This window comes from Nonomuraea sp. NPDC059023 (assembly GCF_042740095.1).
Classification (GTDB): domain Bacteria; phylum Actinomycetota; class Actinomycetes; order Streptosporangiales; family Streptosporangiaceae; genus Nonomuraea.
This window is the reverse complement of sequence record NZ_JBHYIO010000015.1, coordinates 72234-93107: the sequence shown is the minus strand read 5'-3', so window position 1 is coordinate 93107 and position 20874 is coordinate 72234. Positions and strand designations below refer to the sequence as shown.

Sequence of the window (20874 nt, the reverse complement as noted above, 5' to 3'; positions counted from 1 at the left end):
ATCAGTTGCCGTATCTTCAGCGGAGCGCCTGCTGGACACGGCCAGTCTCGATAGATTACGCAACGTGCCCGTAGATGTCGGCAGACGCCAACTTTTTGCGAGTTCCAGCGCCCATCAGCAAGCGGCTGAACATCTTTCAGAAGGCTCTCCAGCAGCAGTGCTTCTTTTCTATGGCGCTGAGTGCGGCCTGAAAGCGGCTCTTCTCGGTCGTCTCAACCTACGCTCGACGGCTCAACTTCCCGAACACCTCAGAAGCCATGACTTGCAGAAACTTGCCAAGGAGTTGCGGCTGCCTCCCCATCTATGCGCACGGATGCAACACTGTGCGAGCCACAACATGGCAAAGGTAAAGGTCGAGTTCCGCGACCTGCATCAGGCGTGGCGGTACGGGCACGCCCTTCGCAAGGAGCACGAGCAAGAGGCTCTCGCGGTCCTACGTGACCTGCTGGACTGGTGTCAGCAAGAATTGAGGGCATGATCATGCCAGACCTGTGGACCAAGGTGCCGGAGCGTCTCTACACATGGATGGATGTGGACGCCCACCTGGCGACGCTCGCGACGCAGAACCAATGGCCCGCTTGGCTTCACGAGTGCGATGCCTTCTGGGATGGCCTCGAACTCAGGATCGATCCACAGGCCTCATCGGAAGCCGCTTTGTCTTGGCTGAGCGAGAAGTTTGGCGTCGGCTCGGTTGTGGTCCACGAACAGATCTATTCGCTTCGTCTCGACGATGTTCCTGGACGGCCTTCCACAAGACTCCTACCGATCACGGTCTCCCACCGAGACCCCGATCTCCCAAGGCGGGAGCCCCGGTGGCGCGAGCGGCGCGTCGTCCGTGCCCTCGGTCAACCCTTGCCTCCTCCCGATCAGCCATTCCCCGGCAACGTGCGAATCGCCGCGCTGCACTCCTTCAAAGGCGGGGTGGGGCGCACCCTGCACGGTGTGGCCCTCGCGGACGCCATTGCCCGGCGTGGGGAGCGGGTGCTTTTTATTGACGCTGACCTTGAGGCGCCGGGAATCACCTGGATGTTCGCATCTCGGGGGCGGCGTGTTGACTTCAGCTATGAAGATTTCCTCGCGCTGCTGCACTCCTCCGAGGATGGTCGCCCGTCAGATGCGGTGTCGTTGGGTGCGACGTATCTGTTGAACCAGACGCTGGACAACGTGATCATCATGCCCACTCGTCGTTCGCTGCATGACATCGCACCGTCTCGACTTGAACCCACCGACCTCCTGACCCCCGACCGGTCTATCTACTTTCTCACCGAATCCATTGCCGAACTTGCGTGCCGTCTGGACGCGCATACGGTTCTGATCGATCTTCGCGCTGGTAGCAGTGAACTTGCCGCTCCGGTGCTGCTGGATCCGCGAGTTCAGCGCATCTTCGTCACCACCATTAGCAACCAATCGCTCTATGGTTCGATTCGAACCATTCAAGAGCTCGGCCGAAGAGCCCCGAGCCGAGGTGACGATCCATCGAGCATTGCTGTCGTAACTCAGTTCAGAGAACAGGGACATCGCGACCAAGCGGCCAAGGCCGCCGCAATGCTTCGAGATGCCATCGCCGAAACACTCGAACCGCGTCCAGAGGACAATGAGGACCGGACCGTCGATGGTGACCTTATACTGGAGCCGATCTTTAGCGTCTTTCAAGACGGGCTTCTAGCTCTTCCGTCCTCCTGGGAGGAGGTCGTGGAGCTTGCTCGACGCCATCAACTTGTAGAGATGTTCGCGTCATTGGCGGAAGGTCTTGCTCCGTCGAATAGTTCGGCTCTTGCCGATGAAGCGCATGCTGTTGAGTCGCTCCGTGTCAACCTGCGGGACAACCTCGTGCCTCTCCGTGAGGCCCTGAGCGACTTCGCTCGACGGCTGGCCTATGCCGAGACAGCGGACGATACCGCCTTCCTGCCTACAGAGTCGCTCCGAAATCTGCTGACGTCGCATCGGACGGAGCCGCCGTTGTGCGTGGTGGCAGGCGCAAAAGGCTCTGGGAAGACCTTTACCCAGACGCAGATGTGCTTCCGTAGAACCTGGCGAACGTACGCACGTGACGTGGGCGTCGAGGAAGTGGCTCTAGACGCCTTGTTGGCGCCGGTTTTCGTCTCCAAGAACCTCAATGACGCCACCAGGCGCCGAGTTGAAGAAATCCAGCGCAGCGCTTCTGTCTCGACGGACTCGGAATCGTATAGCCAGCTTGACCTGCGCGATGTCATCGATGAGTCGCTGCGCTCGGAGCTGACAGATCTACAATGGAGGCAGGTTTGGCTCACCTGCATGGCGCGTGCCATAGGGATCAAGACCAGCCCCGTTGACGTTGAGAAGAAGCTGGCCGAGTTCGGTAGTCTTAACAGGAGAATCTTCCTCATAGATGGACTCGAGGATCTCCTTCAAAACTTCTCCGATGACAGTGCCCAGGTCCAGGCACTCCGAGTTCTACTGACCGACTGCCTTGACTGGTTGCGGAGCCTGCGCGGTAGGCCGCTCGGACTGGTGATCTTTGTGCGGCGTGATCTGGTTCAGGCGGCCATCAAGCAGAACTACAGACAGTTCTTCGCTCGATACAGCGAGTATGAACTCAAGTGGAATCCGGCCGAAGCTCTCAGGCTCGCTCTCTGGGTGACGCAACGCTCTAAGGCTCTTCCGGGATTGACCTCGGATGAGGTTGTTTCCGCCAAAGATCAGCGACTCAGTGAATGGCTTCTTCCCGTGTGGGGGGAGAAAATGGGATCACTGCGTTCTCGTGAAGCGCGGTCGGACGGCTGGTTCCTTGCTGCGCTATCGGATTTCAATGGTCAGATTCAGGCTCGCGATATTGTCACCTTTCTCAAGGAATCAGCCGACCAGTCGATCGCAGACACTCGCTCGACAGACCGCTTGCTCGCGCCGGCCGCGATGAGGAAGGCCTTGGTGCAATGCAGCAAGGAGAAGATCAAGGCAATCAGCGATGAAAGTCCACAGGTCGGAGAGCTTCTCAAGCACCTTGACGCTCTAGGTGTGGAGCAAAAACGAATCCCGTTCAGTCCTGAAGCGGTGAGACTTTCCAATGAGAACCTGGAGGTTCTTGCCGCCAATGGGGTCGTTTTCCGCGAAGAAGATCAATACTGGATCCCTGAAATCTTCCGGCACGGGCTCTCCTTCAAGGCAACTGGTCGGCCGAAGATTCTGGCCATCGCGAACCTCGTTCGTCAGCGCAACAATCTCGACTGAGGCCCGTGAGGGGATCGCGTTACGTAAGGGTTAGGTCGCAGGCGAGGCCATAGTGGTCGGAGGGCCAGATGTCGTCTTTCGGGGTGGTGAAGGTCAGCCAGGTTCGGGCCGGGTGGGCGCTGGTGAAGATGTAGTCCAGGCGTCTCGTGGGTTCGTCGTCGTACTGGCTGACGAAGGCGTTGTCGCGGGAGAACGTGTCACCGGGGGTGCCGTCGCCGGCGCTGGTCCAGGCGTCGGTGAACTGGCTGCTCAGGTATTGGATTTCGGGGGAGTCCGGGGTGGCGTTGAAGTCGCCCAGCAGGACCGCGGGGGAGCCGGTCATGTGGGCGGTGATGAAGCGGGCCTGTTCCTGGCGGATGGCGCTGTGGTCGGGTTGCCAGTTCAGGTGGGTGACGTAGACGGGGAGGTCGCCGGCCTGGACGTAAAGGAGGGCTCTTGGCTCGTGGCCTCCTACGGGGAGGGGGACGTGGTGCTGGTCGCGGATGGGGAGGCGGGTCAGGATGGCGTTGCCCTGGATGCGTCCGTCCTCGGCGGTGAAGGCGGGGGCGTAGGCGATTTCGTAGCCCAGGTCGCCGGCTATCTCCTCCGCCTGGCAGCGGCCCTTGTGGCGCCAGACCTCTTGGAGGCCTATGACGTCCGGGCTGAGGTCGGTGAGTTCCTGGCGGATCAGGGCCAGGCGGGACGGCCAGGGGCCCTGCCTGCCCCAGACGTTCAGGGTGGCGACGCGGATCATGGCTTTGACCTCTCGATCCGGGGTGGGAATTCACGGTCTATTCAAGCGGTCTTGCTCTTGTTGTGGGTGAACGCGAGACTTCTTCCGTGGCGACCATCGGGGTCCGCAACGCCCCGGCCGGTTCGCCGCGGAAGGGAACCCGTTGTGGAAGCGGTGTTCGAGACCGCGTATCGCGGACTGCCGCCCGACGCGGCGCGCCTTTACCGGCTGCTGGGGCTGCTGCCTGGGAGCGATTTCACCGCTGCTCTGGCCGGCGCGCTCGCGGGTGGTGAGGTGCGGCCGTTGATCGGGGCGCTTCTGGAGACGTACCTGGTGGTGGAGGCGCTGCCCGAGCGGTACCGGCTGCATGAGCTGGTCCGGGGGCACGCGGCGCACGCCGCCGAAGGGGAGCCCGCGGCCGAGCGGGACCAGGCTTTGCGGCGGGCGGTGGCCTGGTATTCGCGCATGGTCACCGCCGCTCACTGCCTGGTCCTGGATCGTCCTGGGGAGCCGGGGGTGTTCGACGGTCCTGGCGAGGCGCTGGACTGGCTGGAGAGTGAGCGGGGGAATCTGCTGGCGTTGCTGCGGCAGGCCTCCACCGCGGGGTGGGATGAGCTGGTACGGCGGAGCGCCGAGGCCATGTGGGCGCTCTATGCCAACCGCAAGCACTACGCCGACTGGCTGGAGACCAGCAGGCTCGGGACCCTGTCCGCGCACCGGCTGGGTGACTGGGCGGCTGAGGCGCGGATGCGTGATCAGACGGCCAGGGCGTTGATCGAGCTGTCGGACTTCTCGGCGGCCGCGACCGAACTGGACAAGGCCGCCGCCGAGGTGGACCGGGCAGCCGACCTGGCCAAGGCACCAGAGCCTACGGGCGCCGGAAGCTCCGGGAACAAAAACCCAGAAAACACCACAACAACCGGGAACGTCGGGGGCGCTGGGGGCGCCATGGGCACCGGGAGCGCCAGTGGCGCGGGGGCCGTGGGGAGTGGGGGTGCTGAGGGTGGGGCTGTCGCTCGGAAGGTGGCTGAGGTGCGGGCGGTGATGGTCGAGACGCGGGGGCTGCTCGAACTGGCCCGGGGCAACCCCGACGCCGCGGCTGAACGTTTTGACGAGGGCGTTCGGGCCTATGAGGTGCTGGGCGACGCCCAGGGCAAGGCTCTGCTGACCTATCAGCGAGGACGGGCGCTGGCCGCCGCCGGGCGGAACCAGGAGGCGGCCCACGTGCTGGAGGCGGCCGCCGGCCTGGCGCACGATGACGAGCTCACCCGGGGCAGGATCGCCATCGTGCTCGGGCAGGTCTATCGGCGGCTGGGCCGTACCGAAGAAGGGGAGGGGTGGCGGAGAGAGGGCGCGGAGATCATGCGGGTGCGGCGGATTCCGGTCAAGGAGTGAGTCCCGCCATGCCGGGCCGGTCGGTGATGATGCCGTCGACGCCTTGGGAGGCCAGGCGGCGCCACTCGGCGCGGTCGTTGACGGTCCAGGTGAAGACTTTCATGCCCAGCCTGTGGATGCGGTTGACGTACGCCCGGGTGACGTACTGGTAGGGCGGGTTGATCTGGGTGGCGTAGCGGGACAGGGTGCGGAGCTGGCTCACCGCGGGGGTGCCGAGGAGGCCTACCGGGATGCGCGGCATCCTGTGGTGGAAGGTACGCATCGAGCGCCAGTCGAAGGACTGGACGACCAGGCGGCCGGGCTGCAGCCACCAGGAGTTCCTGCGGAGTTCGGCGGCTACGCGGCGCTCGATGCCGGGGTACTGGTCCGGGTCCTTGATCTCCAGGAGCAGGCCCATGCCGCGGCCCTTCATGGTGCGCAGGGTCTCGCCGAGGGTCGGGACACGTTCGCCGGAGTGACCGGAACCGAACCATGAGCCCGCGTCGAGCCTGCGGATCTCATCCAGGGTGAAGGCGCTCAGCGGCCACGGCGCGCGGTCGGGGAAGACGTTCTCGACGTTGGTGGTCCTGGTCAGCGTGGGGTCGTGCAGGAGGATGAGCTGATGGTCCTTGGTCTCGCGGACGTCGAGCTCGAACATGTCGGCGCCCTGCCGGCCGGCGAGCCTGAAGGCGGCGAGGGTGTTTTCCGGGGCGTCGGCCGAGGCGCCCCGATGGGCGACGTTGGTGGGGTCGGCGGCGGCGGAGACCGCCGGCGTGAGGGTCGTCAGGGTCGTCAACGCGGTCACGATGATGAAGCCCAGTCGTCGCATGCGACCGAGCTTGACAGGCTAACGTGACTCCGAGTTAAGCGCAGAGTGACGCGTCGCTTACAAATCAGGTCAAGCGTCCCACATGTGCTAGTGCCTGCTTGAGCAGGACGCCCTGCCCGCCGGCCATCTCCTGCTGCACCATCGGGGACGACGCCTCCTCGGGAGTGAACCAGACGAGGTCGAGCGCGTCCTGCCGCGGGCGGCAGTCACCGGACACCGGGACGATGTAGGCCAGCGAGACCGCGTGCTGCCTCGGGTCGTGGTACGGCGTGACGCCCGGCGTCGGGAAGTACTCCGCGACCGTGAACGGCTGTGGCGAGATCGGGATGTTCGGCAGCGCCACCGGCCCGAGATCCTTTTCCAGGTGCCGCATCAGCGCGTCGCGGACCCGTTCGTGGTGCCGGACCCGGCCGGAGACCAGCGCCCGGCTGACCTCGCCGTCGGAGCTGATGCGCAGCAGGAGGCCGACGTGGGTCACGACACCGGTCTCGTCGACTCGCACGGGGACGGCGTCGATGTAGAGGATCGGCATGCGTCCGCGAATCGACTCCAGCTCTTCGGGAGCGAGCCAGCCAGGTACGGTTTCGGTCTTTTCGGTCACCCGCTGATCGTACGTCCTCCCCGGCCGCGAGGCTGGCAGCCGGGGTCAACGTCGGTCCTGGTCGCGGGGCAGCGAGGGCAAGGAGGCGAGGCGGCGCAGGCGCTCAGGGCTGGCGAGGATGTCCATGGCCACGATCTTTCCGCCGGAGACGGTGACCGCGGCGACGATCTTGGGCTTGCCGTTCGGTGCGGACATCATGCCCACGGCCCCGTTGACCAGCACCGGCACGTAGCGGTCCGCCATCGCGCGGAACGACATCGCCTGGCCGGCCACCTCGGCGGCCCCGCGGATCACCCGCAGCGTGCCGATCGGCACGTCGGCGCCCTCGACGCGCAGCACCACGTCCGGGTCGAGCACGGAGACCAGCGCCCCGAAGTCGCCGTCCCGGGCGGCGGACAGGAACGCGGCGACGACCTCGCGCTGCCGGGCCAGGTCGGGGTCGGGAGCGACGCGGGCGCCCTGGATCCGGCGGCGGGCCCGGCTGGCGAGTTGCCTGGTGGTGGCGGGGGAGCGTTCGACGATCGTCGCGACCTCCTCGAACGGCACGCTGAACATGTCGTGCAGCACGAACGCCAGCCGCTCGGCGGGCGCCAGCGTGTCGAGCACCACGAGCAGCGCCAGCCCGACCGAATCGGCCAGCAGGGCCTCGTGCTCCGGGTCGACATGGTCGCCGACGCTCACGATCGGGTCGGGCAGCCGTTCACCGATGGGGTCCTCGCGCCGGGACTCGCGCGAGCGCAGCATGTCGAGGCAGACTCGCCCGGTGACGGTGGTGAGCCAGCCGGCGAGGTTCTCGACGTCGCTCACGTCGGTCCTGCTGAGCCGGAACCACGCCTCCTGGACGGCGTCCTCGGCCTCGCTGAGCGAGCCCAGCATGCGGTAGGCCACGGCCCGCAGGTGCCCGCGATGCGACTCGAACCGGGCCGCGAGCAGGTCGTTGTCGTTCATCGGTCACTCTTTCGCGGTCCGTCGTCAAGGGCGACGTCCAATGTACGGGGCAAAAAACGCCATCAGGGCTAAGGGGTGGGCCGGCCGGCGATCGCGTCCTGAACCGTGTGTTTGAACCGTTCGATCGGCTCGCGGATCCTGTGCTCGCGCCACTCGGCCCGCCGCAGCTTGCGCGACCCCTCCCGGTACCGCCAGCGCGCCCACGGCGAGCCCGGCCTGGCCAGCCGGATGGCGCCGACCAGCGCGAGCGGGGTGAGGTAGACCCCGATCAGCCCGGTCCAGATCTTCCCCTTGCTCAGACTGAGCACCGCGAACAGGATGTTCGCCGTGACGACGAGCCCGCCGTTGATCAGGTCCTGGCCGGTGAACAACTCGTCGACCTCCAGCGGGCTGATCCCGAGCAGTCCGAGCCCGCACAACGCCAGCGCCATGAACACCGTGTCCACCGACAGCCGCCCCCGCTCGGTCCAGTAGACGTCCTGCAGATGCAGGACCAGCGCGAACTCGTCGAGCACGAGCGCCGCCCCCACGCCGAACACCGCCGCGGTCACCCCCGCGGGCGCAGAGCTTCCATCCTGTACGGCCAGCCCGCCGATCCCGCCCAGGCACATGAACACCAGCCCGAACACCACGTGGTGGATGTGCATCCCGCCCGGGGTGACGTTCCCCGGCCACCACCGCACCCGCTTCCTGATCATCCGGACGCTGAACCTGATGAACAGGAACGTGAGCAGGAACAGCACGAAGAAGCAGAACAGCCGGAGCTTCCCCGCGTCGACGATCTCCCGGGCGAACCAGTGCCGCATCTACCCCCCAACGACCGGCCGGGGGGTAGTGCTAGGTGTACCCGTAATACTCGCCTCTGTGCCAATGTGCCCGCTGACCTGCGCCGATTGAATGATCGGCATGACGCGGACACACTTTCTCCCCGGCCCGTGGGTCGAGGCGGCCGGGCTGCTGCTCGGCCCGCTCCTGCTCCTCGCCGGGGTGCTGACCCGGATCGGCCAGGACGACTTCTTCCCCGGCCAGCTCGCCGCCTATGCCCGGCAGCCCGGCACGATGACCCTGTCCTACAGCCTGTTCGCCGCCGGGCTCGTACTTCTGTGGCCGGCCGCGGTCGCGCTGGCCCGGCGGATCTCCGCCACGCACCCCGGCTGGGCGCGGTGGGGCGTGACGCTGGTGGTGCTCGGGTTGTTCGGCCGGGTCTTCCACGCCGGGGCCGGCCACCTGGCGTTCCAGATGGTCGACGCGCTCGGGCTTGAGGCCGCGCAGAGGGCCGTGGCCGGCACCTACGGCGCCTTCCACGTCTTCAAGGCGGTCAACGTCGTCATCATGGCGGGCTGGATCGTGCTGGCGGTCGGCGCCTTCCGCGCGAAGGCGTTCGGTCCCGGCGCGGCCGGGGTGGCCCGTTGCGTCGCGCTCGCGCTGGCCACCGGGCTGCCGCTCGGCGTGCTCAAGGGCAGCACCGACCTGCCGTCCCTGCTCGCCGTCGCCGGTCTGGTCGTGGCCATGGCGCCGCTCGGGGTGAGCGTGCTGAGGCAGGCGGGGCCGGCGCCGCGGTGGTGGGCGGTGGCGCTCACCGTCGCGGCCGTCCCGGCGGCGTTCCTACTCGGGCTCAGCGGGTGAGCCCCAGACCTTGGGGTTCTCGTCCGGCTCGGGGAGCTTGGACAGGAGGTCGGCGATGCTGTCCCAGTTGGCGACCCGGACGAGGTCGCCCATGAGGCGCAGGCGCTCGGCAAGCTGCTCGTGGGCCTCGTCCAGATGGACCAGGCCCTTGGCGATCTGGTCGGTGTGGGCCTCGTAGCCGCGGGCGCCGCCGTCGCCCTTGAAGAACGTGACGCCCTCCTGGGTGCCGCCCCAGAAGGCGCCGATGGCGGTCAGTTCCGCGGCGGCCCGCCGTACGTGGTCGGCCAGGTCGCGGCGCTCGGTGTCGTAAGCCTCGGCGACGGCGCGCAGCCGGGCGCGGTCGATTTCCATCCTGCTCACCCCGCGGGTTTGTGGGCCATCGTGAAGTAGAGGAGCATCCGGCCCAGCGTTTCCTTCCAGGTCGGGATCAGGTCCTCGCCGCCCTGGCCGTTCATGGCGTCGTAGCTGGGGCCGTAGCCGACGGAGCCGCCGGCCATGCGGCCGATGAAGTACTGCAGGTCGAGGTTCTTGGTCATCGCCCTGGCCGCGGGCATGGCCGCGTCGAAGGCGCCGTAGAAGGCCACCGAGGCGGCGAACTCCTTGAGCGCCTGCCGGGCGTTGTCGCCCAGAGAGCCCGGGTCCTCGCCGCGCGCCGCCTTGACCCCGGCGACCACGCCCACGTCGCCGATGGCGAAGAAGGCGCTGCCGATCGAGTACTCGGTCAGCTTGGCCAGCACGACCCGCGCGACCGCGTGCTCCAGGAGCTTCGACAGCAGCTTCGCCTGCGCCCTGCGCATGAGGAACTGCGTGATCTGGTACGCCGCCCCCGCCTGCCACGGGAACGTGGTGATGAAGATGAAGCTGGCGAGGTTGGCCAGTGCCATGGTCCAGTAGGCGTGCCGTACGGTCTCGACGATCTCCGCGAAGTCGTCGCAGGCCTCGGCGTTCGCGCGGCAGGCGGCGGCCAGCTTGCCGGGGTAGCCGAGGGCCGGCGGCATCGGGTACAGGCCCTCGGTGACGGTCCGCTTGAACGCGTCCACCCCTTCGCCGCTGTTGCGCCGCCAGACCGACTCGGCGGCGGGGTAGGTGTTGCCGGAGCTCTTCTCCACGCGTTCGGCCAGCCGTAGCCAGGTGTCGCGGGCCTGGCGGGCGCGGTCGGGGTCGCCTTCCGGGTAGTCGACCGCGAGCATTTGGAAGACGAAGGCGGTGATGCCGAGGGCGCCGAAGCCGTAGATGGAGGCGCGGGTGGGGTTGATCTTCATCGCAGCACGTCGGGGGTGAACGGCTCGGCCAGCGCCCTGGCCTGGTCACCGGCGTCGCGGGCGGCAGCGGCGGCGGCCTGGAGGACGGCGGCGGCCAGCTCGTCGGAGCCGAGCCGCATGGCGCGGGGGTCGATGGTGAGCCCGGCCAGGGCGCCGGTCATGGTGGCCTCGGCGACGACCCGGCCCTCGGCGGCCTCACCGCGGCCGCGTACCCGCTCGATCTCTTGCTGGAGTCCCTGGAGTCGGGCGATCTCCCCGTGGAACTCGGCGAACATCCGGTCCAGCTCGTCTGTCATTCGGCCCAACGTAGATCGTGGCACCGGCAATGGCAACTGAACTAGTAGGTAAAGCGTTTCACCTCACATTCAACAGAATCCGGCCTCCGTGCGTCTGGGATGTGATGGACCGAGGAAGGGTGAGGCCAGGGTGGACGACTTCGCGGCGTTCGTCGCCGAGCGCGCCGACGCGCTCCTGCGCTATGGATACGTGCTCAGCGGCAACCCGCACGACGCGGCCGACCTGACCCAGGAGGCGCTGATCAGGTTGCATCGGGCCTGGTCGCGGGTGCGCGGCAAACGCGCGCGGGCGAGATCTGGGTGCGGTGCGGCGTGCTCACCTGCGTCGGCCACAGGCCGGACCGGACCGTTTTCATGCGCCTGCGCGACGGCACCCAGGAGCGGGACCTGCCCGAGGCCCCTGTGATCGGACTCGCCGCGGACCGGTTCATGACGGTGCGGTTCGACTCGGCCGGCGGCGGTCAGGCGCTGCTCGACCTGGCCACGGGCCGCTCCGGAGACCTCGGCACCCGGCCCGGTGACGATGGCGGGATGCAGATCGTTCAACCGGGCGTCGGCGACGGCCGGCTCGTTCACTATCCGCTCGGGGGCAAAACCGTGATCATCGACCTTTCGAAGATCACGTGACTGTTGACGAGAACCGGAGGAAAGGATACGTTCCGGTAGATTTCACGGCTGTCAGGGGAAATCCGGTGAGATGCCGGTGCGGACGCGCCACTGTATCCGGGACGTAGATCCCGGGAGCCAGGTCACCTAACGGCCGTGACCTCACCTGTTGGGACGCGTCATCCCTGAGGAGGCCTTGATGAGTGGTGGGACCACTTCGACGTCCGTGCCCTTTCCCCGTTTGCGGCCCTGGTTGCTGAGCGTGCCGTTGTTCCTGTTGATCGCGTACCTGGTTCTGATGGACAACGGCGCGGTCTCGCAGACCGGTACCTTCCTGCACGAGCTGATGCACGACGGGCGTCACCTGCTCGGCGTGCCCTGCCACTAGGGGCCGGGCACGATGGTGCGCACCCTTGTGGTCAGAGGTCTGCTCCTGGGCCTGCTGGCCGGACTGTTCGCGGGCGCCTTCGCCTTCCTGGCGGGGGAGCCCCACGTGGACAGCGCGATCGCCTTGGAAGAAGCCGCGGCGGCGGCAGCGCCGGCCGCGCCGGCCGACGATCATCATGGTGAGGAGGCCGAGGTCAGCCGGCCGGTGCAGAAGGCCGGGCTGTTCCTCGCGACGGGCCTTTACGGCCTCGCCGTCGGCGGCATCTTCGGCCTGGTCGTGGCCGGGCTGCGCGGCCGGGTCGGCCCCAGGTCGGACCCCGCGCTCGCGTTCGCCGCGGCGGGCACGGCCTTTCTGGCGATCGTCCTGCTGCCGTTCCTGAAATATCCCGCCAACCCGCCCGCCGTCGGCGACCCCCACACGATCGGCAGCCGGACCCTGCTCTACGTGGTCATGGTGCTGGTGGGCCTGGCCGCCGTCGCCATCGCGGTCGCGAGCGGGCGCCGGGTCACCGGCGGTCCGTGGGCGCGCTGGAGCGTCACCGTGATGACCTTCCTCGTGCCGGTGGTCGCCGCGCTGGCGCTGCTGCCGCGGGTCGACGAGGTGCCCGCGGGCTTTCCCGCCACGTTGCTTTGGGAGTTCCGGCTCGCGTCGCTGGGGACGCAGCTGGTGTTCTGGGCGGCGTTCGGGGCGCTGTTCGCCTGGGCGGGCGAGCGCGCCGCCCGCCGGACCACCGCCGCCGTCCCAGCCGCCGCACCGAGCTGAGCGGAGTGCTTTTCGTACGGCATGCCAGCACACCAGGCATGCGCACAGCCTGCTTCCCCGCACCGGAGCAGGCCGATCGCGCCAGCCTGGCGAAGGCCGCCCTTCTGGCCGGGACCGCCGACCTGGCCAGGACGGCGTCATACGCGGGACCCGGCACCCGGCCCGAGCTCCGCGAGCTCCGCGAGCCCGGCGAACTCCGCGAGCCCGGCGTGTCCGGCGACGCGGAGCCCGGTGGGCTTGGGGAGATGCTGACGGCCGGGCAGGCGGGGGCGGCGTTCGTCGCGCCGTCGGTGGCCGCGTTGCAGACCGCCTCGGCCATGGGGCTCGCGCCCATCGTGGTCGACGCCCTGGCCGAGGCCGATCACGGCCGGTGGGGCGGCCTGCCGTACACGAGGGTCGCCCAGGACGAGCCGGACGCGCTCGCGAGCTGGCTCGCCGACCCCGGCGCGGCGCCCCACGGCGGCGAGAGCCTCGACCAGATGACGGCGCGCGTCACGGGGTGGCTCGACGAGACGCGGGCCAGGTTCGACGGCCGGCGCGGGCGGCCGTTCCTGGTCATCTGCGACTCGGGAGCCATCCGCGCCGCGCTCGGGCACGCGCTCGGCCTGCCCCCGCTGCACGCCGCCCGTTTCGACCTCGCGCCACTGTCCACCACCGAACTGGCCGTCACCCGCGGCGGCTGGCGGGTCGCCCACGTCAACCGGGACGCCCTCGAACACCGGAAGGTCACCTCTTGATCGCCACCTACCCGTTCAGCGCGGTCGTCGGGCTCGACGACCTGAAGCTGGCGCTGGTGCTCAACGCCGTCTCGCCCCGGGTGGGCGGCGTGCTCGTCCGCGGGGAGAAGGGCACCGCCAAGTCGACGATCGTCCGCGCGCTGGCCGCCCAGCTACCGTCGGTGGACGTGGTGGCCGGTTGCCGGTTCGCCTGCGACCCGGCCGCGCCGGACCCGGACTGCCCCGACGGGCCGCACGACCCCGGCGAACAACGCCACCGGCGGCCCGCCTCCCTGGTCGAACTGCCGGTCGGCGCCTCCGAGGACCGGCTCGTCGGCTCGCTCGACGTCGAACGCGCGCTGACCGAAGGCGTGAAGGCGTTCGAGCCGGGACTGCTGGCGGGCGCGCACCGCGGCGTGCTGTACGTCGACGAGGTCAACCTCCTGCACGACCACCTCGTGGACCTCCTGCTCGACGCCGCCGCGCTCGGCACCTGCTACGTCGAGCGCGAAGGCGTGTCGGTACGGCACGCCGCCCGCTTCCTCCTGGTCGGCACCATGAACCCGGAGGAAGGCGAGCTGCGCCCCCAGCTCCTCGACCGGTTCGGACTGACCGTCGAGGTGAAGGCGTCGCGGGACCCGGACGAACGGGCCGAGGTGGTACGGCGGCGCATGGCCTACGACGCTTCACCCGAGGCGTTCGTGGCGCGATGGACCGCCCAGGAGTCCGCGCTCGGCGAGCGGATCCTGCGGGCCAGGGCGCTGCTGAGCGGCGGGGTCGTCCTTCCCGACGCCCGGCTGCTGCAGATCGCGGCGGTGTGCGCGGGGTTCGAGGTGGACGGCCTGCGCGCCGACCTGGTCACGGCGAACGCGGCCATGGCGCACGCGGCCTGGCAGGGGCGGGACCGGGTGACGGAGGAGGACGTGCGGGTGGCGGCCCGGCTGTCCCTGCCGCACCGGCGGCGCCGGGACCCGTTCGACGCGCCGGGGCTGGACGAGGACCTGCTGGAGGAACTCCTGGACCGCCACCGGGGCGACGACGACCCGGACGGCGGCGACACCCCGGACACCCCGCCCGACCCCGACGGCCCCGGCCACCAGGGCGACCCCGACCCCGGGCACAACTCCCAGCCTGACCAGGGGGAGGAGCCGGGCCGGGGGGAGACCGGGCACAACTCCCAGCCTGACCAGGGGGAGGCCGGGCACAACTTCCAGGTCGGCCAGAGGGACGAGCCAGGAGCCGAGCCGGGGCCCGACGCGCGGGATGAGGCTGGGGCCGGGGTAGTGGCGGTGGCTGGGGTGGGGGCGCCTTATCGGGTGCCGGTGTTGAAGGTGCCAGGGCTCGGGGCGGGTGCTTCGGGGCGGAGGTCGCGGGCGCGTACGCCGCGTGGCAGGGCGACCGGGGCGCGGGTGCCGCACGGCAAGGTCAAGGATCTGCACCTGCCGGCGACCCTGCTGGCGGCGGCGCCGTACCAGAAGGAGCGGGGGCGGACCGGAGCCGGGCTGCTGCTGCGCGGCGGCGATCTGCGCGAGGTCGTGCGGGAGGGCAGGGAGAGCAACCTCGTGCTGTTCGTGGTCGACGCGAGCGGCTCGATGGCCGCGCGCAGGCGGATGACCGCGGTGAAGACGGCGGTGCTCAGCCTGCTGCTCGACGCCTACCAGCGCAGGGACAAGGTGGGGCTGGTGACGTTCAGGGGGAGGGGCGCGGAGGTGGCGTTGCCGCCGACGTCGTCGGTGGAGGCGGGGGCGGCGCGGTTGCGGTCGTTGCCGACCGGCGGGCGTACGCCGCTGGCCGAGGGGCTGGCCAGGGCGGCGGAGGTGCTGCGGGTAGAGCGGATGCGCGATCCCGACCGGCGTCCGCTGGTCGTGGTGGTGACCGACGGGCGGGCGACGGCGGGCGGTGACGTGGACGCGGCGGCCGGGCTGCTCAGGGGCGTGGCGTGCGTGGTCGTCGACTGCGAGAGCGGTCCGGTCCGGTTGGGCCTCGCCGTACGGCTGGCGGCCCGGCTGGCCGCCGAGGTGGTCACGCTGGACGATCTGGGAACGGTGGTCCGCGAGCACAGGAAGGCGAGCTGAGATGCCGCAGGGCAAGCCGGACGTCGTGCCGGATGACGGGCTGACCACGCGCCAGCGGCGTACCCGGCCGTTGCTGATGGTGCACACGGGCCCGGGGAAGGGCAAGTCCACGGCGGCGTTCGGGATGGCGTTGCGGGCGTGGAACCAGGGCTGGCCGATCGGGGTGTTCCAGTTCGTGAAGTCGGCGAAGTGGCGCATCGGCGAGGAGCGGGCGCTGCTCGTGCTGGGCGAGTCGGGCGAGGGCGGCTCGGTGAGCTGGCACAAGATGGGCGAGGGCTGGTCGTGGATCCAGCGTCCCGGTACCGAGGAGGATCACGCGGCCGACGCCCGCGAGGGCTGGGAGCAGATCAAGCGCGACCTGGCCGCCGAGACCTACCGTTTCTACGTGCTGGACGAGTTCACGTACCCGCTGAAGTGGGGCTGGCTGGATCTGGACGACGTGCTCGCCACGCTGGCGAGGCGGCCGGGCAACCAGCACGTGGTGATCACCGGCAGGGACGCGCCGGAGCGGCTGCTGGAGGTGTCCGACCTGGTCACGGAGATGGGCAAGGTACGCCATCCCATGGACGCCGGGCAGAAGGGGCAGAAAGGCATCGAGTGGTGATCCCGCGGCTGGTCGTCGCGGCGCCGTCGTCGGGCAGCGGGAAGACGACGGTGGCCACGGGGCTCATGGCGGCGCTGCGGGCGCGCGGGCTCCGGGTCTCGCCGCACAAGGTCGGCCCCGACTACATCGACCCCGGCTACCACGCCCTGGCCACCGGCCGCCCCGGGCGCAACCTCGACCCGTGGCTGGCCGGGGAGGAGCGGGTGGCGCCGCTGTTCCTGCACGGCGCGGCGGGGTGCGACGTGGCGGTGGTCGAGGGCGTGATGGGGCTGTTCGACGGCAAGGGGGAGACGGACTTCGCCTCCACCGCGCACGTCGCCAGGCTGCTGGACGCGCCGGTCGTGCTGGTGGTGGACGCGGCCAGGCAGAGCCGTTCCGTGGCCGCGGTGGTGCACGGCTTCGCCACGTTCGACCCGCGCGTACGCGTCGGCGGCGTGGTGCTCAACCGCGTCGGTTCCGACCGGCACGAGGAGCTGTGCCGCGCCGCCCTGGACGCGGCCGGCGTCCCGGTCCTGGGCGCCATCCGCCGCGACGACGCCGTGGCCACCCCCTCCCGCCACCTGGGCCTGATCCCGGCCGCGGAACGCGAGGCGGAAGCGGTCTCCTCGGTGGCGCGCCTGGGCGAGCTCGTGTCCCGCTCCTGCGACCTCGACGCTCTGGTACGGCTCGCCGCCACCGCCCCCGCCCTCCCCGGCACCCCCTGGAACCCGGCGGCCGCCGGCACCGAGCGGCCGGATCCGAAGATCGTGGCGGTCGCGGGCGGAGCGGCGTTCACCTTCGGCTACACCGAGCACGTCGAGCTGCTGCGCGCGGCCGGAGCCGAGATCGCCGTCTTCGACCCTTTGCACGACGAGAAGCTCCCGGAAGGCACCGGCGCGGTGATCATCGGTGGCGGCTTCCCCGAGGTCTACGCCGCCGAGCTGGCCGCCAACGAGCCGTTGCGCGCCCAGGTCGCCGCGTTCGACGGGCCGATCGCCGCCGAGTGCGCCGGGCTGCTGTACCTGTGCGAGGAGCTCGACGGCCGGCGCATGTGCGGCAGGGTCCCCGGCAAGGCCCGGATGACGGGCAGGCTGACGCTCGGCTACCGGGAGGCCACGGCGGTCAGCCGGTCGCTGCTCACCCGGCCGGGCGAGCGGTTCAGGGGCCACGAGTTCCACCGGACCACCGCCGACCTGGGCGGCTGGGCGCTGTACCGGTGGGAGGGCGGCGCCGACGGCTACGGCGACGCCCTGCTCACCGCCTCCTACCTGCACCTGCACTGGGCGGGCAGCCCGGTGCTCGCTCAGCGGCTGGTGTCGTCCTCCAGGTCGCCCTCGGTCTTGAGGTAGACCTCCTGCACACCCCGCAGGATCTCCGGGTCCGGGTGCTCCCACATGTCCCGCTCGGCCGCCTCCAGCAGCCGTTCGGCGATGCCGTGCAGCGCCCACGGGTTGGACTTGGCCATGAACGCCTGGTTCTCGGGATCCAGCACGTACGCGGCGGCGAGCTTGTCGTACATCCAGTCGGCCATGACGCCGGTGGTGGCGTCGTAGCCGAACAGGTAGTCGACGGTCGCGGCCAGCTCGAACGCGCCCTTGTAGCCGTGCCTGCGCATCGCGGCCAGCCAGTTCGGGTTGACGACGCGGGCCCGGAAGATCCGGGACGTCTCCTCCGACAGGGTGCGGGTGCGGACGGCGTCCGGGCGGGTGCTGTCGCCGACGTAGGCGGCCGGGGCCTTGCCGGTCAGCGCGCGGACGGTGGCGACCATGCCGCCGTGGTACTGGAAGTAGTCGTCGGAGTCGGCGATGTCGTGCTCGCGGGTGTCGACGTTCTTGGCGGCGACGGCGATCCGGCGGTAGGCGCTCTCCATGTCGGCGCGCGCGGGCACGCCCTCCAGGTCGCGGCCGTAGGCGTAGCCGCCCCACACCGCGTACACCTCGGCCAGGTCGGCGTCGTCGCGCCAGTTGCGGCTGTCGATGAGCGGCAGGATGCCCGCCCCGTAGGCGCCGGGGGCCGAGCCGAAGATGCGCATCGTGGCCCGGCGCTCGTCGCCGTGCGTTTCCTCCTTGACGTGGGCGCGGACGTAGTTGTCCTCGTCGTCCTCGTCCAGGCCGGCGGCGAGCCGTACCGCGTCGTCGAGCATCGCCACGACGTGCGGGAAGGCGTCGCGGAAGAAGCCGCTGATGCGGACGGTCACGTCGATGCGGGGGCGGCCGAGCTCCTCCAGCGGGATCGGCGCGAGGCCCGCCACACGGCGGGAGGCCTCATCCCATTCCGGGCGGATGCCCAGCAGCGCCAGGACCTCGGCCACGTCGTCGCCCGCGGTCCGCATCGCGCTGGTGCCCCAGACCGACAGGCCCACCGAGCGCGGCCAGTCGCCGGTGTCGGTGCGGTAGCGCTCCAGGAGCGAGTCGGCCATGGCCTGCCCGGTCTCCCACGCCAGCCGGCTCGGGACCGCCCTGGGGTCGACCGAGTAGAAGTTGCGGCCGGTCGGCAGCACGTTGACCAGGCCGCGCAGCGGCGAACCGCTGGGGCCGGCGGGGACGTAGCCGCCGTTCAGGGCGTGCAGGACGTGGTCGATCTCGTCGGTGGTACGCGCCAGCCTGGGCACGACCTCGGTGGCGGCGAAGCGGAGGACGCTCTCCACCTCGGGGCCGGGCGCCACGGCCGCGGCGGCCTCCACCGTCCAGCCGCGTTCCTCCATCGCCTCCACCAGCGCGCGGGCGGTGGCCTCGACCCGGTCCACGTCCTTCAGCGACGCGGTGCCGTCCTCGGTCAGCCCGAGCGCCTGGCGCAGGCCCGGCAGTGCTTCCTTGCCCGCCCACATCTGCCTGGCCTGCAGGATCGCCAGCACCAGCCCCACCCGGGCCGGCCCCTCCGGCGCCTGGCCGAGCACGTGCAGGCCGTCGCGGATCTGCGCGTCCTTCACCTCGCACAGCCAGCCGTCCACGTGCAGGATGAAGTCGTCGAACTCGGTGTCGTGCGGCCGGTCGGCCATCCCCAGGTCGTGGTCGAGCCGGGCGGCCTGGATCAGCGTCCAGATCTGCGCCCTGATCGCGGGCAGCTTGGCCGGGTCCATGGCGGCGATGGAGGCGTGCTCGTCCAGGAGTTGTTCCAGGCGGGCGATGTCGCCGTAGGACTCGGCCCTGGCCATCGGCGGCACCATGTGGTCCACCAGCACCGCGTGCGCCCGCCGCTTGGCCTGCGTACCCTCGCCCGGGTCGTTGACCAAAAACGGGTAGATGAGCGGCAGGTCGCCGATCGCGGCGTCGGTGCCGCAGGAGGCCGACATCCCGGCCGACTTGCCGGGCAGCCACTCCAGGTTGCCGTGCTTGCCCACGTGCACCATCGCGTGCGCGCCGAAGTCCGCCGAGAGCCAGCGGTAGGCGGCCAGGTAGTGGTGGCTGGGCGGCAGGTCGGGGTCGTGGTAGATGGCGATCGGGTTCTCGCCGAAGCCGCGCGGCGGCTGGACCATGACCACCACGTTGCCCGCGCGCAGGGCCGCCAGCACGATGTCGCCCTCGTGGACGAACAGCTCGCCGGGCGGCGTGCCCCAGTGCCGCTCCATGCCGGCGCGCAGGTCCGCGGGTAGCGTGCGGTACCAGCGCTCGTAGTCGGCGGCGGGGATGCGCACCGGGTTCCCCGCCAGGTGCTCCTCGGTCAGCCAGTCCTGGTCTTGACCACCGGCGGCGATCAGCGCGTGGATGAGCGCGTCGCCGTCCTGCTCGGCGACCCCGGGGAAACCTTCGCCGAGGTCGTAGCCGGCCTCGGCCAGCCTGGCCAGCAGCCGGACCGTGCTCGCGGGGGTGTCCAGGCCGACCGCGTTGCCGACCCGGGAGTGCTTGGTCGGGTACGCCGACAGCATGACCACGAGCCGCCGCTCGGCCGGTGGCGTGTGCCTGAGCAGGCCGTGGCGTACCGCGATCCCGGCCACGCGGCGGGCCCGCTCCGGGTCGGCCGTGTAGACGGTCAGGCCGTCCTCGTCGATCTCCTTGAACGAGAACGGCACCGTGATGATCCGGCCGTCGAACTCGGGGATGGCCACCTGCGAGGCGGCGTCGAGCGGGGACAGGCCGTCGTCGTTGTCCTCCCACTCCTTCTTGCCGCTGGTCAGGCAGAGTCCTTGCAGGATCGGGACGTCCAGGGTGGCCAGCGCGCCGACGTCCCACGCCTCGTCGTCGCCGCCCGCGCCCGCGGTGGCCGGACGGGAGCCGCCCGCCGCCAGGACGGTCACGACCAGGGCGTCGGCGGTGCGCAGGACGTCCAGGAGCGCGGGCTCCGCCGTTCTGAGCGAGGAGCAGTACACCGGCAGCGGCCGGCCGCCGGTCTCCTCGATCGCCTGGCACAGGGACTCCACGAACGCGGTGTTGCCGGCCACGTGGTGGGCCCGGTAGTACAGGACGCCGATCACGGGGCCCTCGGTGGCCTTGGAGTCGCGCTCCAGCGGGCCCCAGGAGGGCATGGGGGCCGGCGGGGCGAAGCCGTACCCGGTCAGGAGGACCGTGTCGGACAGGAAGCCGTGCAGCTCGGCGAGGTTGGCGGGGCCGCCGTGCGCGAGGTAGGCGTGCGCTTCGGCGACGACGCCCGCGCTCACCGTGGACAGCTCCATCAGCTCGGCGTCGGGGGCCTGCTCGCCGCCGAGCACGACGACCGGGCGTGGACCGGCGAGCAGCGCGTCGAGGCCTTCCTCCCACGCGCGGCGGCCGCCGAGCAGCCGGACCACGATCAGGTCGACGCCGTCCACGAGCGCGGGCAGGTCGTCGGTGAGCAACCTGGCGGGGTTGCCCAGGCGGTAGTCCGCGCCGCTGGCGCGCGCGCTCAGCAGGTCGGTGTCGGATGTAGAGAGCAGCAGAACGCCAGGCACGCCGCAGTCCTCCCTCGGGGTCCTC

21 protein-coding genes and 1 riboswitch are annotated in these 20874 nt (G+C 70.1%); of the genes, 12 read left to right on the top strand and 9 right to left on the bottom strand.

The window, feature by feature from the left end; genetic code table 11:
* The first annotated feature begins 64 nt into the window (after positions 1–64).
* Together ACFWYW_RS25455 and ACFWYW_RS25450 are read left to right on the top strand one after the other, a co-directional pair.
* Positions 65–478, top strand: coding sequence for a hypothetical protein (locus ACFWYW_RS25455; RefSeq protein ID WP_379611800.1), 414 nt, complete (start codon positions 65–67; stop codon positions 476–478).
* Positions 475–3207 (top strand): KGGVGR-motif variant AAA ATPase, encoded by a 2733-nt coding sequence (locus ACFWYW_RS25450; protein WP_379611799.1) that lies wholly within the window; start codon positions 475–477, stop codon positions 3205–3207. The genes ACFWYW_RS25455 and ACFWYW_RS25450 overlap by 4 nt, the downstream gene beginning before the upstream one ends.
* Before the next feature lie 19 nt (positions 3208–3226).
* On the opposite strand, the gene ACFWYW_RS25445 is transcribed toward ACFWYW_RS25450, so the two are convergent.
* On the bottom strand, positions 3227–3940 hold the full coding sequence (locus ACFWYW_RS25445; protein WP_379611797.1) for an endonuclease/exonuclease/phosphatase family protein: 714 nt from the start codon (positions 3938–3940) through the stop codon (positions 3227–3229).
* A gap of 144 nt (positions 3941–4084) precedes the next feature.
* On the opposite strand from ACFWYW_RS25445, the gene ACFWYW_RS25440 reads away from it, so the two are divergent.
* The gene (locus ACFWYW_RS25440) at positions 4085–5314 is read left to right on the top strand and encodes a hypothetical protein (protein ID WP_379611796.1); all 1230 of its coding nucleotides are present in this window, start codon (positions 4085–4087) and stop codon (positions 5312–5314) included.
* On the opposite strand, the gene ACFWYW_RS25435 is transcribed toward ACFWYW_RS25440, so the two are convergent.
* From ACFWYW_RS25435 to ACFWYW_RS25420, 4 genes are all read right to left on the bottom strand, one after another.
* Positions 5304–6122: a glycerophosphodiester phosphodiesterase gene (locus tag ACFWYW_RS25435; RefSeq protein WP_379611795.1), complete on the bottom strand. Its 819-nt coding sequence runs from the start codon at positions 6120–6122 to the stop codon at positions 5304–5306. The two genes, ACFWYW_RS25440 and ACFWYW_RS25435, sit on opposite strands and share 11 nt — an antisense overlap.
* Positions 6123–6186: 64 nt before the next feature.
* Positions 6187–6723: an NUDIX hydrolase family protein gene (locus tag ACFWYW_RS25430; protein ID WP_184971135.1), complete on the bottom strand. Its 537-nt coding sequence runs from the start codon at positions 6721–6723 to the stop codon at positions 6187–6189.
* Positions 6724–6768: 45 nt separating this feature from the next.
* The gene (locus ACFWYW_RS25425) at positions 6769–7671 is read right to left on the bottom strand and encodes a sigma-70 family RNA polymerase sigma factor (RefSeq protein WP_379611794.1); all 903 of its coding nucleotides are present in this window, start codon (positions 7669–7671) and stop codon (positions 6769–6771) included.
* Positions 7672–7739: 68 nt separating this feature from the next.
* Positions 7740–8477 carry a hypothetical protein gene (locus tag ACFWYW_RS25420; protein WP_379611793.1) on the bottom strand — a complete coding sequence of 246 codons (738 nt, stop codon included), beginning with the start codon at positions 8475–8477 and terminating at the stop codon, positions 7740–7742.
* Between the two features lie 100 nt (positions 8478–8577).
* Here ACFWYW_RS25420 and ACFWYW_RS25415 point away from each other — a divergent pair, with 100 nt between their 5' ends.
* Positions 8578–9297 (top strand): hypothetical protein, encoded by a 720-nt coding sequence (locus tag ACFWYW_RS25415; protein WP_379611791.1) that lies wholly within the window; start codon positions 8578–8580, stop codon positions 9295–9297.
* On the opposite strand, the gene ACFWYW_RS25410 is transcribed toward ACFWYW_RS25415, so the two are convergent.
* From ACFWYW_RS25410 to ACFWYW_RS25400, 3 genes are read right to left on the bottom strand one after another with little or no spacing between them, the layout of a single operon-like run.
* Positions 9277–9648, bottom strand: a complete 372-nt coding sequence (locus tag ACFWYW_RS25410; RefSeq protein WP_379611789.1) for a hypothetical protein — start codon at positions 9646–9648, stop codon at positions 9277–9279. The two genes, ACFWYW_RS25415 and ACFWYW_RS25410, sit on opposite strands and share 21 nt — an antisense overlap.
* A 5-nt stretch (positions 9649–9653) precedes the next feature.
* Entirely contained in the window at positions 9654–10559 is a 906-nt protein-coding gene (locus tag ACFWYW_RS25405; RefSeq protein WP_379611787.1) for a hypothetical protein, read from the bottom strand.
* Positions 10556–10855, bottom strand: a complete 300-nt coding sequence (locus tag ACFWYW_RS25400) for a YbaB/EbfC family nucleoid-associated protein (RefSeq protein WP_379611786.1) — start codon at positions 10853–10855, stop codon at positions 10556–10558. Before ACFWYW_RS25400 ends, ACFWYW_RS25405 begins: the two co-directional genes overlap by 4 nt.
* Before the next feature lie 88 nt (positions 10856–10943).
* Here ACFWYW_RS25400 and ACFWYW_RS25395 point away from each other — a divergent pair, with 88 nt between their 5' ends.
* The 8 genes from ACFWYW_RS25395 to ACFWYW_RS25360 all read left to right on the top strand — a co-directional run bounded on the left by ACFWYW_RS25395 (position 10944) and on the right by ACFWYW_RS25360 (position 17334).
* Complete coding sequence (locus tag ACFWYW_RS25395) at positions 10944–11261, top strand: sigma factor (protein WP_379611785.1); 318 nt, start codon at positions 10944–10946, stop codon at positions 11259–11261.
* Positions 11210–11482, top strand: a complete 273-nt coding sequence (locus ACFWYW_RS25390; protein WP_379612001.1) for a hypothetical protein — start codon at positions 11210–11212, stop codon at positions 11480–11482. Before ACFWYW_RS25395 ends, ACFWYW_RS25390 begins: the two co-directional genes overlap by 52 nt.
* Before the next feature lie 11 nt (positions 11483–11493).
* A riboswitch (cobalamin riboswitch) is annotated at positions 11494–11631 on the top strand.
* Between the two features lie 56 nt (positions 11632–11687).
* Positions 11688–11849, top strand: a complete 162-nt coding sequence (locus ACFWYW_RS25385; protein WP_379611784.1) for a CbtB-domain containing protein — start codon at positions 11688–11690, stop codon at positions 11847–11849.
* Between the two features lie 12 nt (positions 11850–11861).
* On the top strand, positions 11862–12611 hold the full coding sequence (locus ACFWYW_RS25380; RefSeq protein ID WP_379611783.1) for a CbtA family protein: 750 nt from the start codon (positions 11862–11864) through the stop codon (positions 12609–12611).
* Positions 12612–12649: 38 nt separating this feature from the next.
* A complete protein-coding gene (locus ACFWYW_RS25375) occupies positions 12650–13348 on the top strand; it encodes a histidine phosphatase family protein (RefSeq protein WP_379611782.1) in 699 nt (232 codons plus the stop codon).
* A complete protein-coding gene (locus tag ACFWYW_RS25370; RefSeq protein WP_379611781.1) occupies positions 13345–15402 on the top strand; it encodes a putative cobaltochelatase in 2058 nt (685 codons plus the stop codon). Before ACFWYW_RS25375 ends, ACFWYW_RS25370 begins: the two co-directional genes overlap by 4 nt.
* 1 nt (position 15403) lies before the next feature.
* Positions 15404–16006, top strand: a complete 603-nt coding sequence (gene cobO, locus ACFWYW_RS25365) for a cob(I)yrinic acid a,c-diamide adenosyltransferase (RefSeq protein WP_379611780.1) — start codon at positions 15404–15406, stop codon at positions 16004–16006.
* Positions 16003–17334 carry a cobyrinate a,c-diamide synthase gene (locus tag ACFWYW_RS25360; RefSeq protein ID WP_379611779.1) on the top strand — a complete coding sequence of 444 codons (1332 nt, stop codon included), beginning with the start codon at positions 16003–16005 and terminating at the stop codon, positions 17332–17334. The genes cobO and ACFWYW_RS25360 overlap by 4 nt, the downstream gene beginning before the upstream one ends.
* Here the strand turns inward: ACFWYW_RS25360 and cobN are convergent.
* Complete coding sequence (gene cobN / locus ACFWYW_RS25355) at positions 17289–20849, bottom strand: cobaltochelatase subunit CobN (protein ID WP_379611778.1); 3561 nt, start codon at positions 20847–20849, stop codon at positions 17289–17291. The genes ACFWYW_RS25360 and cobN overlap by 46 nt on opposite strands.
* Between the last annotated feature and the right edge of the window lie 25 nt (positions 20850–20874).

What these genes read in the sequence shown, in the direction of transcription:
- ACFWYW_RS25450 (WP_379611799.1), top strand. Translation starts at nt 475, where the DNA reads ATGATCATGCCAGACCTGTGGACCAAGGTGCCGGAGCGTCTCTACACA.
- ACFWYW_RS25445 (WP_379611797.1), bottom strand. Translation starts at nt 3,940, where the DNA reads ATGATCCGCGTCGCCACCCTGAACGTCTGGGGCAGGCAGGGCCCCTGG.
- ACFWYW_RS25435 (WP_379611795.1), bottom strand. Translation starts at nt 6,122, where the DNA reads ATGCGACGACTGGGCTTCATCATCGTGACCGCGTTGACGACCCTGACG.
- ACFWYW_RS25425 (WP_379611794.1), bottom strand. Translation starts at nt 7,671, where the DNA reads ATGAACGACAACGACCTGCTCGCGGCCCGGTTCGAGTCGCATCGCGGG.
- ACFWYW_RS25420 (WP_379611793.1), bottom strand. Translation starts at nt 8,477, where the DNA reads ATGCGGCACTGGTTCGCCCGGGAGATCGTCGACGCGGGGAAGCTCCGG.
- ACFWYW_RS25415 (WP_379611791.1), top strand. Translation starts at nt 8,578, where the DNA reads ATGACGCGGACACACTTTCTCCCCGGCCCGTGGGTCGAGGCGGCCGGG.
- ACFWYW_RS25410 (WP_379611789.1), bottom strand. Translation starts at nt 9,648, where the DNA reads ATGGAAATCGACCGCGCCCGGCTGCGCGCCGTCGCCGAGGCTTACGAC.
- ACFWYW_RS25405 (WP_379611787.1), bottom strand. Translation starts at nt 10,559, where the DNA reads ATGAAGATCAACCCCACCCGCGCCTCCATCTACGGCTTCGGCGCCCTC.
- ACFWYW_RS25400 (WP_379611786.1), bottom strand. Translation starts at nt 10,855, where the DNA reads ATGACAGACGAGCTGGACCGGATGTTCGCCGAGTTCCACGGGGAGATC.
- ACFWYW_RS25390 (WP_379612001.1), top strand. Translation starts at nt 11,210, where the DNA reads ATGCGCCTGCGCGACGGCACCCAGGAGCGGGACCTGCCCGAGGCCCCT.
- ACFWYW_RS25380 (WP_379611783.1), top strand. Translation starts at nt 11,862, where the DNA reads ATGGTGCGCACCCTTGTGGTCAGAGGTCTGCTCCTGGGCCTGCTGGCC.
- ACFWYW_RS25375 (WP_379611782.1), top strand. Translation starts at nt 12,650, where the DNA reads ATGCGCACAGCCTGCTTCCCCGCACCGGAGCAGGCCGATCGCGCCAGC.
- cobO (WP_379611780.1), top strand. Translation starts at nt 15,404, where the DNA reads ATGCCGCAGGGCAAGCCGGACGTCGTGCCGGATGACGGGCTGACCACG.